Genomic DNA, 13808 nt, shown 5'->3' with positions numbered 1-13808 from the left:
GCAGCGGTGACGCACAGGTGGTTTTGTTGAAATGCCGGACGATCCAATTGCAGTGAAACCGTCGTCTGGGGCGAGCCGGCTGCATTGCAGCCTGTTCTTCCTTTCGGCCGGGATCGGCATCGGCGCATGGGCATCCAGCCTTCCGCTGCTTGCAGCCGGTGTGGGGCTCGACAAGGGGCAGCTCGGGCTGGTCCTTCTGTGCTTCGCTTTCGGCGCCATCGTGCTGATGATCAACATCGGCCGCTATATCGACCGGGTGATCGGCAGCCGGATGCTGAGCCTGTGCGGCAGCCTGTTGTTCGGTGCTTCCTTTCTCGTCATACCGTTGATCGACAGCCCGGTCGTTCTCGGCGCCGTCGTTTTTTTCGCCGGGGCGGCGTTCGGTACGCTCGACGTGGCGATGAACACGGAAGCGTCCCAGGCGGAGCGGGAAACCGGGCGGCACATGATGTCGTCGTTCCATGCCCTATTCAGCATCGGCAATCTTGCGGGCGCGTTTCTGGTCGGGCAGTTGATCAGCCATGGCGGCAACCTGCAAATCTGCCTCGGGGCCTCCGGCGTGCTCGTCATGCTCCTCGCCCTGTCCGCCCGGATGGTGGCGGCGAAACCCGGCCATGAAGCCCGAGGCCTCCGTTCCGAAACCTTCCCGGCCGGGGCTGCCGTGCTCGACGTTCGACAGCGAACCCTCGTCCTGCTGCTCGGCAGCATCGCTTTCCTGGCGCTCCTGGCGGAAGGTGGCATGATGGATTGGACCGCGATCTACATGATCGACATCCTTGGCGCATCGGACAGCCACGGGGCCTATGCCTTTGCCCTCTTCGCCGCGGCCATGGCGGGTGGGCGGCTTGTCGGGGATGCGGTGAGCCGGCGCGTGGGCCATGTGGCCGTGATCAGGGCCGGCGGCCTTCTCTGCGCCCTGTCGGTCGCCGTTCTGCTGCTTGCGGACAACCTGGTTCTCTGCCTTGCCGCCCTTTCCCTCTGCGGTCTCGGGGTCGCGAACATGGTGCCCGCCGTGTTCGCCCGTGCGGGGAGTGTGGGGGGCGACGCGGCCGGTAAGGCGATCTCCATCGTTACCACCATGGGTTATAGCGGCCTGCTGCTCGGTCCGGCCCTGCTCGGCTTTCTTGCCCAGGCGACGAGCCTTGTCGCCAGCTTCGGCCTGATCATGCTGGCCTTCCTCGTCATCGCGGCGGTCTCGATCCGGCTGGGTATCCGTCTGAAGCAGCATGTGACACATTGACGGAAGGCCGTTCCTTTTTACCCGGCTCAGAATTTTTCATCGACGCTGGAATAGAGTTCGACCGCCTCCGTTCTTCCTGAGGTCACCGCCATCGCGGCGGAAAATTCAGGAGGTGGAACATGTTGATCCCTATTCAACCGGCATGCCCTTGGGGCTTGCCGTCAGGACCGTTTGCGCCCGCTCGCGGCGTCAGCCAGGGGAGGTCGAGATGACTCCCCAGATGCTGCAGACCTTCTTCGTGATGGAATTCATGCGTTTCGGCATCGATCTTGCCGGCATGTCGATCCTGATGTTCGGCATGTACTACCGGCGCTACCGCGACAAGGAACTTGTCACGGCGGCGGCGCTCTTCAACATCTTCGTCTTCGCGGTCCTCACCGTGCTTTCCGTCGTCGATTTCGGCGTTGCGGCCGGCTTCGGATTGTTTGCGATCCTGGCGCTTTTCACGCTGCGCTCCGAACCGCTCAGCAAGACCGAGATGACCTATTTCTTCGGTAGCGTCGCCATCGCGGTCATTTCGTCCGTGCAGGGAACGACGATCCCCTTTGCGGCCGTCACCGTGCTGTTCGTGCTGGTCGGCGCCTATGTCATCGACCATCCGAAGATGCTCCAGTCGGTCAGCGGCACGAAGATCTCGCTCGACAAGATCCACCATGCGCTTCTGGCGGACCCGGCGGCCATGCGGGCGGAGCTCTCCCGGCGGCTTGGCGTCGACGTGCTGTCCTATCAGGTCCTTCAACTCGACTACATAACCGAAATGGCGAAGCTCAATGTCTATTATCGCAAACACTGACACCTGGCTGGAGCACGGCTTCCAGCCGATCAGCCTGGCTGCACTGAATGGCAAGGCGGCGATGCTTGAGCGGCTGGACAACAAATATGTCGTCGACGCCACCGTGCTGAAACACGCCGCCGGCACCCTGGCGGACGCCTTCGATATGCTGGAAATCGACGGTCTGCGGGCCTTTACCTATGAGACCTGCTATTTCGACGATGCCGGTCGGCGCAGCTATTTCGACCATCACCAGGGCCGGCGCCAGCGTGCCAAGGTGCGGCTGCGCCGCTACGCCGAGGCCGGCCTCTGCTTCCTCGAGGTGAAGCTGAAGGACAAGCGCGGCATCACCGTGAAGAAGCGGCTCAACCGGGATCCGGAAACCTTCGGCATGCTCGACGACACCGCGCTCGCCTATATTGACGACGTGTACCGGGCCCAGTACGGCCAGCCCTTTCCCCACACGCTGACCCGTGTGATCGACATGCGCTACCGGCGCATGACGCTGGTCGCCAAGCAGGGCGGGGAGCGCATGACCATCGATTGCGGCCTGCAGTTCTACACGCCGGATGCACGGCATGCGGTCGATGAGAGCCTGTTCATCCTCGAGACGAAATCGGCCAATGGCAACGGCGTTGCCGATGGCATTCTCAGGGCGCTGCACCAGCACCCGACCAAACGATGCTCGAAATACTGCGTCGGCACGGCGCTGCTCAATCCCGGTACGCGGCACAACAAGTTCCTGCCGGCATTGCGCAAGCTTGGCCGCCTTCCCGGGTCCGATGTCCTGCACCGGCTAAACAATGATAGGAGTGAGTGAGATGATCCAGAAAATCCTGAATGCGCTGCTTCTTTGCGGCTCCGTCCTCATGCCGGCGTCCATCGCCTTCGCGCAACCGGCATCGTTTGCCCTGACCGTGCTCGACGGCCGGGGGGTGGCCGCTACGGGTCCGGATGGTCGTACGATCAGCGAATTGTCCGGGCTTGCCTGGGATGCTGACGACAAATTGCTTTATGCGGTTTCGGACGATGGTGTGTTGCATCACTTCCGATTGCAGATCGAAGGTGACAAGATCACAGGCATGGAACCGGTGTTCTCCGTGCGGCTCGCCACCGGGACGACGCCTGCCCTCGTCAATGCCGAGGGGCTGGCCGTCATCAATGGCGACAACGGCACGCCCTCCGATGGCGAGCTCCTCATCGCCTTCGAGGACGGCCCCGCCATCCATCGCTTCAAGCCGGACGGTACGGCAATCGCCGCCGTGCCGCTGCCGGAAGCGCTGTCGGATGCCGCACAGTACAATGAACCGAACAGCCGGCTGGAAGCGGTGGCTGTCCTGCAGGACGGCGGCATCGTGACCGCCCCGGAGGAGGCGATGCAGGGCCAGCCGGGTGACAGCCATACGATCTATGGTCTTGACGGCGGGCGCTGGACGTTCGCGACCTTCCAGCCGAAGCGCAGCAACCTGAAGGCCATCGAGACCATGCCGGGCGGCGAGCTTCTGGTGCTCGAACGCACCCGCGAGACCAAGGGCGGGCCGAGTGTCGGGCGCCTGCGTGTCGTCGATCCCAAGGGGTGTGCCGATGAGGCCTGCACGGCAATCGATCTTAGCGCGGGGTCAAGCACGCTGCTCAACGACAATTTCGAAGGTCTGGCCCGCCTCTCAGACACGCTCTACCTGGCCGTAACCGACAAGACGAAGAAGGAGACGCCAGCGACGCAGGTCGTTCTCTTCTCGCTTACACGGCCGTAGTCCGTTCCGACACGGTGTGCGTCCCGTCGGCAGGCAACGTCGTTGCCTGCCGATCGCTTTGCGGGTTATCGCGACAGGCGGTTCTCGTCATCGATCAGGGCGAGGCGGCTGGGCAGGACATCGCCCCACGTCCACAGGACGAGATTGAGGTCGTCATCCACGGCGGCCGGCGCAAAACTCTTCACGAGCAGCCCGTGATAGCCCGCGGCCGAAAGCCGACGGGCGAAGTCCTGTGTCCGGGAGATTCCGGAAGTGCGCATCTGGTCGCGCCAGGTCGGATCGGCGAGGGCCCTTGCGTCCATGCCCTCCGCACGCATGGCTTCCGGATCGCGGCAGTCGAAAATCCGGGCGATATCGGCATCATAGGAAACGAGGGTGGTCGGCTGCAGATTGCCGACCTGGTTCGCCTCCCGCAATGCGGTGAGGATCGACAGCGATGTGTAGAGCGCGGGCGTGCCCTTTGGATTGAACCGGCCGCCATAGAGCTCGGCGCCACGCCCGGACAACGGCTCGCGGGCATAGACCGGGTTCAGTGCCCGGTATAGTTTTCCCTGGTAGTGCATCTGCTGGACTATGCGTGGATGCCGGCATCGACGGCGTCGATGTAGTCGAGCACGTCGTCCGCGCGCCCGCTTCGAACCAGCTGCATGGCCGTCTGGCCGGAAAAGCCGGGAAGCGGCTCGGAGCGATACCAGGCATAGGCCATCAGCGCCGAGCCGAAACGAGGCTCGACCTTGTTGACGATCTCGATCATCTCGCGCAGGCGCCGCTGCGTCTTGTCGGAGCGGACACGGTCCTTGCGCTGGACGGCATCCTTTCCAAGCCCGGCCGTGCGCGCGATCTCTTCGCTCGTCGTGCGCAGGGCATCGGCGATCTTGCGCGGCACGAAGAGCCCGCCGTCAGCATATTGGGCAAGGCCCATGGCGATTTCCTTTCGAAGTTGCCGTTTATAATGACGCAATATAGCGTCATATATTGCGGCTTTCAATGGCGGAAACCGAAAAGGCGAGGCGACCACGCTCACCGCAGGATGGGCCTGTCTGCGGAGACCATTCGATCAAATGCCGTTTTGGATGAATGCAGCAGGGCAGACTACGGAAAATCCGAATTATCAATTTTATAACCGGACAATTATCGGCCAAGGGTGCACGACATATCTTCCCCCTGTTCATACCGGCGGCAAGACGATCTCGCCGGTTATCTGCCCGGCAAGCCCTGCTTTCCGCCCCGCATATTCAGGAGTTTCAAGATGCGAGCCATCGGCTACGAAAATCCGCAATCCATCGACGCCCCAACGGCCCTTGTCGACATTGACCTGCCGCGCCCGGCGCCTACGGGACGCGACATCCTCGTCGAGGTGAAGGCAGTGTCCGTCAATCCGGTCGACACCAAGATTCGCGCTTCGGCGAAGGCCGACCCCGGTCAGTGGAAAGTGCTGGGCTGGGATGCGGCCGGTATCGTCACCGCCGTCGGTCCACAGGCAAGCCTGTTCAAAGCCGGTGACGCGGTCTTCTATGCCGGGGCCATCAACCGTTCCGGTACCAATGCCGAATATCATCTGGTCGACGAACGCATCGTCGGCAGGAAGCCGGTCTCGCTAGACTTTCCGGCCGCTGCCGCTCTGCCTCTCACGGCGATCACCGCCTGGGAAATGCTGTTCGACAGGCTGGACGTGACCCGGCCCGTTGCCGGTGCGGCAAACGCCATCCTCATCATCGGCGGTGCCGGCGGTGTCGGTTCCATTGCCATCCAGATCGCCCGGGCATTGACGGATCTTACGGTCATCGCCACCGCCTCTCGGCTGGAAACGCAGGATTGGGTAAAGGCGCTCGGCGCCCACCATGTCATCGATCATCGCAAGCCGCTTGCTGCGCAGGTGGAAAGCCTCGGTATCGGCCAGCCGGCCTTCGTCTTCTCCACGACCAACACCGATGATCATATCGCTGACATTGTGGAGCTGATTGCGCCGCAAGGCCGCTTCGGTTTGATCGACGACCCGAAGATGCTGAACGCCCTGCCGCTGAAGCGCAAGTCGATCTCGCTGCACTGGGAGCTGATGTTCACCCGCTCGCTGTTTTCCACCGCCGATATCGAAAAGCAGCACGCGCTGCTGAACCGGGTCGGCGACCTGGTGGATGCCGGCAATATCAAGACGACCCTCAACGAGAACTTCGGCACCATCAACGCGGAAAACCTCAAGCGTGCCCATGCGCTCATCGAATCCGGCAAGGCCAAGGGCAAGATTGTGCTTGCCGGTTTCTGAGACGACAAGCGCGGGTCACCGGTGGCGATCCGCGCCTCGAAGGGAAAGAGGATCCGATGATGACACAACCCGAAAAACTGATTTCCATCGCCGTCCTGAAGGCGAAAGCCGGTAAACGCGAGGCGCTGCGACAGGGGCTGCTCACTCTTATCGAGCCGACCCGTGCCGAGCCCGGCAATCTCGATTATGTGCTCTTCGAGCTGCGCGACGAACCGGGCACCTTCTACATGCGCGAGGCCTTCGTTAGTCAGGCCGCGCTCACTGCGCATCTCGAAACAGCCTACTTCCAGGCTTTCGCTCAGACGATCGATGATCTCCTGGAGGAACCCCTGCGTCTGATCTTCCTCGACCAGGTCTCCTCCTGAAACTCAGGCGCCGCGGCCCTTGGAAAGGGTCGCGGCGATGCGGTCGATGAGCATGCGCACGCGCCGTGGCTGTACGGCGCTCGGCGGATAGACGATCTGCAATGCCGTGCCGCCAGCGGAAAAATCTTCAAGCAGTTCCACCAGGGCGCCGGTGGCGAGGTCGTCGGCAACGTCCCGGATCGATTTCAGGGCGATGCCCCTTCCCTCCCGGCACCATTGCCGTACCAGTCCGCCATCGTTCACGACACGCCGCCCGTGTACAGTGACCTTGCGTATCACGCCGTCGATGAGGAATGGCCAGTCCCGGTCGATATTCTGTCCGAAACGCATGACGATGCAGTCGTGCGCAGCAAGCTCGTCCGGATGGACGGGCGTGCCATGGGCGGCCAGGTAGGCCGGCGCCGCACAGACGACACGGCGGTTCTCTCCGAGCGACTTCGCCCTAAGGCTGCTGTCAGCCAGCATGCCGTGCCGGATGGCGAAATCCATGCCCTGCCCGACGATATCGACATTGCCGTCCGTCAGGTTGAGATCGACGGTGACGGCGGGGTGTTCGGCCAGGAAGGCGTCGATGACCGGCACGAGCAGATGACGGCCGAGATCTTCCGGCGCACTGAGCCGGACCGGCCCGGAGATGACATTTGCGCCGCGTCGCACGCGGCTTTCCAACTCTTCCGCCTCCGCAAGCAGTCGCCGCGCGCCTTCGACAAGGGCCCTGCCCTCCTCCGTCAGGCTGATCGCCCGTGTCGTGCGGGTCAGAAGCGCCGCGCCATAGTAGGCCTCCAGCGATGCCAGGCGCTCCGAGACGGTGGCAGGTGACAGGCCGACCTCGCGGCCCGCGACCGCAAGGCCGCCCTTCTCGACGATGCGCAGAAAGAGGGAAAGGTTTTCTAACAGCATTGCTCGCTTTTCCCGAATGATGGTGCCGGGAGCGAAGCAATTATCAGGCCTGTCCGCAAGGGATGCCCTGCTGTTTCCGCCTCACAAAGACGCGCCGGGTACGATACCCGACGCGTTTCCGCCGTGGTGTTCGGCGGGCGGGTCCGCATGCGTTCGCGGCCCCGCCCTTTCTCTTACTGGCCGCCCCAGGCAGCCGGATAGTCGGGCAGTTTCTCGCAGCCGCACATGGCATGATGCAGCGGCGGCATCTTGTCGTTGACATACTGGTCGAGGGTCTCGGCCGTGATTGCCGGCTGCGGCATCACCCATTCCGGGCCCGGCACCGCCTCACCCTTGAGGATCTTCACTGCAGCGATAATCGGCGTGCGCCACTGATAGGTGGGATAGGTCGGGGCGATCGCCTTGAAGCCTTCCTGCTTCCACTTCACCAGAAAGTCCTGCTGATCCTCGCCGGTGATGAGCGGCAGTGGCAGGCCGGAATCCTCGAAGGCCTCCAGCGCCGCGACGGCCGTCGCACCGGCATCCATCCAGATAGCATCGATCGCTCCACGCTGCAGGTAGTCCTCGACGATCGACTTGGTCTTGGCATTGTCGCCTTCGGTGAATTCCTCGCCGATGACCGTCAGCCCTTTCTCCTTGAAGACGCGTTTTGCCGCCGAGGCCCGGGTCTCGAGCACGTCGACACCGGGCACGATGCGCAGCATCAGCACGTTGGCGCCGGCCGCGGCATTGGCCGCCAAGAATTCGCCAGCCTGGATGCCGAAGCCATAGCCGCCGACCGGATGGATGAAGGTTACCGGGCAGCGGGTGTTGACACCGCGGTCGAAGACGATGACCGGCAGCGTGGCACAGGCCTTCTCGACGGCCGGGGTCAGGGCCGCGGTGGTGTTCGGCGAAACGATCAGCACCGAGCACTTGCCGCCGTTGATCAGGTCGTCGATGTCGGAGATCTGCTTGTCGTCGGAGCCCTCGGCGTCGACATGGATGAGCTCCTTGATCTCGGGATGCAGCTTCACCTCGGCCTGCATGTTGGTCCAGCCCGTCACGCGCCAGGCATTGTTCACGCCGGCATTGGAGAAGCAGATCGTGTAGGGGCCCTCCTTCTTGTACTGCGCGGTGTCGACCATCTGGTCACTGTAATATTGCGCCCACGGCTCTCCCTCGGGGCCATTGGCCTTGGCCGTCAGCAGGGCGCGCTGTTTGTCGAACTCGGCGGGGTCGTCGAAGTTCAACTGTTGGGCCTGTGCCGTGCTGGCGATAAGGGTCGCCGAAAGGGCGGCTGTCAGCAGTCTTTTCATGTCTCACTCCCATTTGATCATGATGTTCAGGTTCCTCCCGGCGGCCTTGCGGCCGGCGAAATCAGGTCCCGCCGGCGCGGTTGCGCCGGTAGGTGGCAAGCACGACGGCGACGATCAGGATCACGCCCTGCACCACGTCGCGCATCGGCTTCGGCAAGCCGATGAAATTGAGCAGCGTGAAGATGGCCGTCAGTGTCAGCGCGCCGGCAATCGAGGCCGGCACCGAGCCGCGCCCGCCAAGAAGCTGCGCCCCGCCGATGACGCAGGCGGTGATCGCCTGCAATTCGTAGCCGACGCCGACATCGGTCGAGACACCGGCGAAACCGCCCAGCAGGATGCCGGCCGTCACCGCGCTCAGCGACGAGACGACGAAGGCGATGATCCGGACCCGTTCCAATGGAACACCCGACATCTGCGCTGCCCGCGGGTTGTCGCCGATCGCGTGCAGCATGCGGCCGAGGCTGGTGCGGTGCATGAGCCAGAACAGGCAGAGCCCGAAGGCCAGCAACACAAGCAGCGCGATGGGCAGGAACTGGATGAGCGGAATGCCCTGGATGTTGGTGCGCCCGAAGAAGCGGAACGTTTCCGGCAGATAGCCGCGCGGTGAACCGCTCGACCACATGAAGGCCGCCCCGTTCAGCGTGATCATCATGCCGAGCGTCGCGATCAGCGAGGGCACCCGCAGAAAGCTGACGACGAGGCCGTTCACCACGCCGACGGCAAGTCCGATGGCGTACATGACCGGGATGACCCACCAGGTCGCATCGGCATTGTTGTTGAGCAGCATGGACGAACCGACCACGGTCAGCGTGATCAGCGAACCGACGGAGAGGTCGAAGCCGCCGGAAACAATGACGTAGATCTGCCCTGCGGCGAGGATGGCGAGCGGGGCCGCGCGCTTCAGGAAGTTCATGTAGCCTGTAGGCTCGACGAAATTCGGGTTCGACAGCGTGATGGCGACGATGAGCGCCGCGAGCACGAAGAAGACGGGATTGATCTTCGGCAGGCGCGCGCCGCCACCTGTCCTTGCCGGGCCGGCGGTATCCTGGATCATGCCACTATCCTCTTGGAGCGCACGGCGTAGAAGGCGACGGCCGCAACGATGATGATGCCGCGCATGACCTGCTTGGCGAAGGCGTCGACCCCGGCGAGATTGAAGATGGAGTCGATCAGCGAGAAGACGATGACGCCGGCAACGGTGCCCCAGATCCCGCCCTTGCCGCCGGAGAGGATTGTTCCGCCGATGACGACGACCGCAATCGACTCGAGGTCGTAGGCGCCCTCCGTGCCGATCCAGGGCGAACCAGACTTGAGGCGGCTGGCGAGATAGAGGCCGGCCAGGGAAGCGCAGAGACTGCAGATGATGTGGCTGGCCATCACCACCCGGGTCGTCTTGATTCCGGCGGCGCGTGCCGTATCCCGGTTGCCGCCGACCGAATAGATGTTGGAACCGAAGCGGGTGAACCGCAGCATCGCCCAAGCCGCAACGACGAGAAGCGCCAGCACGAGCAGGCCGACCGGCAGGCCGAGCACCGTGCCATAGGCGAAAATCTGGAATGCATTCGGTACGGAGCCGCCGAAGCGCCCATGGAAGGAGGCAAGGCAGCCCTGGATGATGAGCGCCATGCCAAGCGTGGCGATCAGCGGGTTGACCTCCAGCCGGGTGATCAGCAGCCCGTTCAGCGTGCCGACCAGCACGCCCATTGCGAGAACGGCGAGGACGGCCGGCAGCATCATGGCCGGATCGCCGTTCATGATGGCCGAGGCGACGACGGCCGAGGCGGAGATCAGGTGCGCCACTGACAGGTCGATCGAGCCGACGAGGATGGCGAAGGTCTGGCCAACGGCGGTGATGCCCAGTGCGATGGATCGATTGAGGATCGCAATGCCGGCCTCGGGCGTCAGGAAACGCGTCAGGCCGAGGCCGAGCGCGATCGCGACATAGACGAGAAGCGCCACGCCCAGCAGCAGCGCCGGGGCGTACCGTTCCATGCGCCAGGCCGGGCGCTTTGTGACGCTTGCCGTGCTCATGCCGCCACCGCCTCTTCGCCTGTTGCGGCGAGCATGACATCGGCTTCCGTCACCCCGCGGGCAAAGCCGGCAACGAGTTCGCCGGCGCGCATGACGAGAATGCGGTCGGCAACGCCCAACACTTCCGGCAGGTCGGACGAGACCATCATGATCGCCGCCCCCTTGCGGGCGAGGTTTCGCATGACATGGTAGATGCCGGCCTTTGCGTTGACGTCGATGCCGCGTGTCGGCTCGATGAAGATCAACAGTCGGGGCGCGAGTGCCAGCCAGCGTGCCACGATGGCCTTCTGCTGGTTGCCGCCGGAGAGCGCCTTGATGTCCTGGGAAAGGCTGCCGGCACGCACGTCGAGATCACGCATCAGTGTTTCCATCGCCCCGGTGGAGACGAACGGCGTCGCATCGGCATTGCCGGCGAGGCCGGAAAGCGCGCGTGCCGTCAGCATGCCGTTGTCGGTAACCGACTGCATCAGGAGGAGCGCTTCGGCCTTGCGGTCGCCGGGCAGAAGGCCGATGCCGGCGCGGATCGCATCGCGCGGATTTGTGAAGCGGGCCGGCTTTCCGGCAAACACGACTTCGCCCTCGGCAAAGGGGGCAAGGCCGAAGATCGCCTGGGCGAGTGCCACCCGCCCTGCCCCCTGCAGACCGGCAAAGCCGACGATCTCGCCGGCGCGTAGCGCGAAGGAGATGTTCTTCAGCCGATCATTCCCGGCATTGCGTACGGAGAGCACGATGTCGCCGATTTCCTCCGGCCTTGCCGGTTCTGCATAGAAGTCGCCGATATCGCGGCCGACCATGGTGCGTACGATCGTGTCGGGTTCCGGTACATGGTCGAAGCTCGCCGCCGTCTCGCCGTCCTTGAGCACGGTCACGCGATCGGCAAGCCGGGTGATTTCGCGCATGCGATGGGTGATGTAGATGATTGCGACGCCACGGTCCTTCAGCGTATCGACGAGATCGAACAGCACCTCGCATTCTGCCTCGTTGAGCGCTGCGGTCGGCTCGTCCATCACGATGACCCGCGCTTCGAGCGACACAGCCTTGGCGATCTCGACGAGTTGCTGGCTCGCAACATCGAGATCGGCCACGATCGTGTCGGGCTCGATGCGGTGTGCCGAGCCGAACAGCGCCAGCACGCGCCGCGCCTCCCCGTTCATCGCCCCGATGTCGATGAAGCCGCGACGGGTCGGCTCCCGGCCGAGGAAGATGTTCTGCGCGACGGTGCGTTCCGGAAGCAGGGAGAATTCCTGATAGATGACGGCGATGCCCGCGCGGATGGCTTCCAGCGGATGGAGGAAATGCCGTTCCTCGCCCGCCACGACGACAGCGCCGTCATCCGGCCGGTAGAGGCCGGAGAGGATCTTCATCAATGTCGACTTGCCGGCACCGTTTTCGCCGGCAAGGGCATGGACCTCGCGGGAACGGGCGAGGAAACTGACGCCTTTCAGCGCCTTCACGCCGGGAAAGCTCTTGGTGATGCCGCGCATCTCGATGGCAGGGACGTTCTGGTTCATGCTGCTGCCCATGTCTTGCGGATGAACGTTGCGCTTTCGCTGAAAAGCGTCTCGAAGTCGGGAAACAGCGGCCGCCAGACGCGGGTTGCCGTCGCGATGGCTGGCAGACCCGCGCCGAATGCCTCCAGGGTCAGCCAGCCGTCATACCCGATCTCCTTCAACACCCTGAACATAGCGGGAAAGTCTATGTGCCCGCGCCCGGGGATGCCACGGTCGTTCTCCGATACATGGAAGACGCCGATGTCGCGACCGATCAGACGGATCGCCGCCTCCGGTCGGCTTTCCTCCACATTGGCGTGAAAGGTGTCGTACATGATCCTGAAGGCGGGATGCCCGACCCGATCGACGTAGGCGTGCGCCTGCTCCATCGTGTTGAGATAGTAGGTTTCGAAGCGGTTCAGCGGCTCGAGGCTGAGATGCATGCCGTGGGCTGCTGCCCGCTCGGCCAGCGCGCGGTGTGCGTCCGCCCCGTATTTCAACTCGTCCTCGCTGGGGCCGTTCCCGGTGAAGACGCCGATCGGCGCGTGGAACGGGCCGCCCATGCTTTCGGCGCCGAGCGCGATGGCGCAATCCAGCGCCCAGTCGAGATGGGTGAGGCCGCGCGCCCGTATTTCGGCATCGGGGCTGACGGGGTTGGCCTCCGGCGTCGGCACGATCGATGTGGTCGACCGGCCAAGGCCCAGGGCGTCCAGTTCCCGGCCGAGACGTTCGTAATGTGCGACGTCGCCCTTGAGGACAGGGATTTCGACGCCGTCATAACCGAGATCCTGCAAGCGTCTGATGCTTGCTAGGTGCCTGTCCTCGACGAAATCGGTCAGGCAAAGGAGATTGATGCCAAGTTTCATGAGATGCTCAATGCAATGTGATGCCGAGGTCGCGGCAGGTTACGCGAATCCAGGACAGTGATTTTTCGATCATCGGCCCCGCCGCCCCCTCGCATTCGAGACTGAGAACGCCGGCATATCCATGATCCCGCAACTGGGCGAGGCAGGCCCTGATATTGTCGGCATTGACCCCGTCGCCGAGCGCGCAATGGCTGACCGCGATGCCCGTCTGCCCTCCGCGCGCGGCTGCCGCCAACGATTGCGACACATCCTTCACATGAACGTGGCTGACTTTGTCGATGAAGAGCGGCAGGAACTCCGCCGGCTCCTGGCCGGCGATGAAGGTGTTGCCGGTATCCATGTTCATGCGCAGCCATGGGGAATCCACGAAGGAAAGCATGCGTGCCATGAATTCGGGACGTGTCGTGAAATGGCCGTGCGGTTCGATGTTGACGACGATCTCGTGCGCTTCGGCGACCTCGATGATCGCCTCGTAGCTGCGCTTCATGAGCGCCATCGCTTCCTCTTCGGTAAGCCCGGGCGGCATATGCAGGCCATCGGTCGTGTCGACGCAGGGACTGCCGGCTTGCGCGGCCCAGGCGATCGATTTCAGTACATAGGGCACGCCCCGGAGCGGGCCGTCCGCGCCGGAGAGCGGATAGGCGGCATCGACCTGGGAGAAGCGCACATCATATTGTTCCATCTTCCGGCGCAGCAGAACCGGGTCCTCATAGAGGGCGACATGGGGCTGGTAGCCGAGGCCGTGGATCCAGCTCACGCCATCGATCAGGCCACACTCGATGAAGTGCACATCATTGTCGCTCGCCCACTGCAAGCATTTTTCGAACGA

15 protein-coding genes are annotated in these 13808 nt (G+C 63.6%); 6 read left to right on the top strand and 9 right to left on the bottom strand.

The annotated features are described in order from the left end of the window. Positions 1–31 precede the first annotated feature (31 nt). The 4 genes from P9A16_RS28180 to P9A16_RS28165 all read left to right on the top strand — a co-directional run bounded on the left by P9A16_RS28180 (position 32) and on the right by P9A16_RS28165 (position 3766). Positions 32–1240, top strand: a complete 1209-nt coding sequence (locus P9A16_RS28180) for an MFS transporter (protein ID WP_023513650.1) — start codon at positions 32–34, stop codon at positions 1238–1240. 208 nt (positions 1241–1448) lie between these two features. Then, positions 1449–2033, top strand: coding sequence for a DUF4956 domain-containing protein (locus P9A16_RS28175; RefSeq protein WP_023513651.1), 585 nt, complete (start codon positions 1449–1451; stop codon positions 2031–2033). Next, a complete protein-coding gene (locus P9A16_RS28170; protein WP_023513652.1) occupies positions 2011–2832 on the top strand; it encodes a polyphosphate polymerase domain-containing protein in 822 nt (273 codons plus the stop codon). The genes P9A16_RS28175 and P9A16_RS28170 overlap by 23 nt, the downstream gene beginning before the upstream one ends. Position 2833: 1 nt before the next feature. Beyond that, complete coding sequence (locus P9A16_RS28165; RefSeq protein ID WP_023513653.1) at positions 2834–3766, top strand: esterase-like activity of phytase family protein; 933 nt, start codon at positions 2834–2836, stop codon at positions 3764–3766. Positions 3767–3831: 65 nt separating this feature from the next. Here P9A16_RS28165 and P9A16_RS28160 read toward each other — a convergent pair whose 3' ends face one another. Both P9A16_RS28160 and P9A16_RS28155 read right to left on the bottom strand, forming a co-directional pair. After that, a complete protein-coding gene (locus P9A16_RS28160) occupies positions 3832–4329 on the bottom strand; it encodes an RES family NAD+ phosphorylase (protein ID WP_023513654.1) in 498 nt (165 codons plus the stop codon). Between the two features lie 8 nt (positions 4330–4337). Continuing rightward, entirely contained in the window at positions 4338–4688 is a 351-nt protein-coding gene (locus P9A16_RS28155; RefSeq protein ID WP_023513655.1) for an MbcA/ParS/Xre antitoxin family protein, read from the bottom strand. Positions 4689–5015: 327 nt separating this feature from the next. Between P9A16_RS28155 and P9A16_RS28150 the strand changes: the two genes are divergently transcribed. Both P9A16_RS28150 and P9A16_RS28145 read left to right on the top strand, forming a co-directional pair. Then, positions 5016–6029: a zinc-binding alcohol dehydrogenase family protein gene (locus tag P9A16_RS28150; protein WP_023513656.1), complete on the top strand. Its 1014-nt coding sequence runs from the start codon at positions 5016–5018 to the stop codon at positions 6027–6029. Between the two features lie 56 nt (positions 6030–6085). Beyond that, on the top strand, positions 6086–6394 hold the full coding sequence (locus P9A16_RS28145) for a putative quinol monooxygenase (RefSeq protein WP_278026258.1): 309 nt from the start codon (positions 6086–6088) through the stop codon (positions 6392–6394). A gap of 3 nt (positions 6395–6397) precedes the next feature. Here the strand turns inward: P9A16_RS28145 and P9A16_RS28140 are convergent, their stop codons facing one another. The 7 genes from P9A16_RS28140 to P9A16_RS28110 all read right to left on the bottom strand — a co-directional run bounded on the left by P9A16_RS28140 (position 6398) and on the right by P9A16_RS28110 (position 13793). Continuing rightward, the gene (locus P9A16_RS28140) at positions 6398–7294 is read right to left on the bottom strand and encodes a LysR family transcriptional regulator (RefSeq protein WP_023513658.1); all 897 of its coding nucleotides are present in this window, start codon (positions 7292–7294) and stop codon (positions 6398–6400) included. Between the two features lie 173 nt (positions 7295–7467). Beyond that, the gene (locus P9A16_RS28135) at positions 7468–8592 is read right to left on the bottom strand and encodes a substrate-binding domain-containing protein (protein WP_023513659.1); all 1125 of its coding nucleotides are present in this window, start codon (positions 8590–8592) and stop codon (positions 7468–7470) included. A 61-nt stretch (positions 8593–8653) separates the two neighbouring features. Beyond that, positions 8654–9646: an ABC transporter permease gene (locus tag P9A16_RS28130; protein ID WP_024270085.1), complete on the bottom strand. Its 993-nt coding sequence runs from the start codon at positions 9644–9646 to the stop codon at positions 8654–8656. Further along, complete coding sequence (locus P9A16_RS28125) at positions 9643–10623, bottom strand: ABC transporter permease (protein WP_023517441.1); 981 nt, start codon at positions 10621–10623, stop codon at positions 9643–9645. The genes P9A16_RS28130 and P9A16_RS28125 overlap by 4 nt, the downstream gene beginning before the upstream one ends. Next, positions 10620–12134: a sugar ABC transporter ATP-binding protein gene (locus P9A16_RS28120; protein WP_024270084.1), complete on the bottom strand. Its 1515-nt coding sequence runs from the start codon at positions 12132–12134 to the stop codon at positions 10620–10622. Before P9A16_RS28120 ends, P9A16_RS28125 begins: the two co-directional genes overlap by 4 nt. After that, positions 12131–12979 (bottom strand): sugar phosphate isomerase/epimerase family protein, encoded by an 849-nt coding sequence (locus P9A16_RS28115; protein ID WP_023512800.1) that lies wholly within the window; start codon positions 12977–12979, stop codon positions 12131–12133. Before P9A16_RS28115 ends, P9A16_RS28120 begins: the two co-directional genes overlap by 4 nt. Positions 12980–12986: 7 nt before the next feature. Then, on the bottom strand, positions 12987–13793 hold the full coding sequence (locus tag P9A16_RS28110; protein WP_051758582.1) for a sugar phosphate isomerase/epimerase family protein: 807 nt from the start codon (positions 13791–13793) through the stop codon (positions 12987–12989). Positions 13794–13808: the final 15 nt, after the last annotated feature.

Source organism: Shinella sp. 838, from assembly GCF_029623935.1.
Classification (GTDB): domain Bacteria; phylum Pseudomonadota; class Alphaproteobacteria; order Rhizobiales; family Rhizobiaceae; genus Shinella.
Note: the sequence above shows the minus strand (reverse complement) of the source record. Positions and strands in the feature narration are given on the sequence as shown.

Excerpts from the sequence above, each read along its gene's own strand:
- P9A16_RS28160 (WP_023513654.1), bottom strand. The coding sequence starts at position 4,329 with ATGCACTACCAGGGAAAACTATACCGGGCACTGAACCCGGTCTATGCC.
- P9A16_RS28140 (WP_023513658.1), bottom strand. The coding sequence starts at position 7,294 with ATGCTGTTAGAAAACCTTTCCCTCTTTCTGCGCATCGTCGAGAAGGGC.
- P9A16_RS28130 (WP_024270085.1), bottom strand. The coding sequence starts at position 9,646 with ATGATCCAGGATACCGCCGGCCCGGCAAGGACAGGTGGCGGCGCGCGC.
- P9A16_RS28180 (WP_023513650.1), top strand. The coding sequence starts at position 32 with ATGCCGGACGATCCAATTGCAGTGAAACCGTCGTCTGGGGCGAGCCGG.
- P9A16_RS28135 (WP_023513659.1), bottom strand. The coding sequence starts at position 8,592 with ATGAAAAGACTGCTGACAGCCGCCCTTTCGGCGACCCTTATCGCCAGC.
- P9A16_RS28165 (WP_023513653.1), top strand. The coding sequence starts at position 2,834 with ATGATCCAGAAAATCCTGAATGCGCTGCTTCTTTGCGGCTCCGTCCTC.
- P9A16_RS28120 (WP_024270084.1), bottom strand. The coding sequence starts at position 12,134 with ATGAACCAGAACGTCCCTGCCATCGAGATGCGCGGCATCACCAAGAGC.
- P9A16_RS28145 (WP_278026258.1), top strand. The coding sequence starts at position 6,086 with ATGATGACACAACCCGAAAAACTGATTTCCATCGCCGTCCTGAAGGCG.
- P9A16_RS28115 (WP_023512800.1), bottom strand. The coding sequence starts at position 12,979 with ATGAAACTTGGCATCAATCTCCTTTGCCTGACCGATTTCGTCGAGGAC.
- P9A16_RS28155 (WP_023513655.1), bottom strand. The coding sequence starts at position 4,688 with ATGGGCCTTGCCCAATATGCTGACGGCGGGCTCTTCGTGCCGCGCAAG.
- P9A16_RS28125 (WP_023517441.1), bottom strand. The coding sequence starts at position 10,623 with ATGAGCACGGCAAGCGTCACAAAGCGCCCGGCCTGGCGCATGGAACGG.
- P9A16_RS28150 (WP_023513656.1), top strand. The coding sequence starts at position 5,016 with ATGCGAGCCATCGGCTACGAAAATCCGCAATCCATCGACGCCCCAACG.
- P9A16_RS28170 (WP_023513652.1), top strand. The coding sequence starts at position 2,011 with ATGTCTATTATCGCAAACACTGACACCTGGCTGGAGCACGGCTTCCAG.
- P9A16_RS28175 (WP_023513651.1), top strand. The coding sequence starts at position 1,449 with ATGACTCCCCAGATGCTGCAGACCTTCTTCGTGATGGAATTCATGCGT.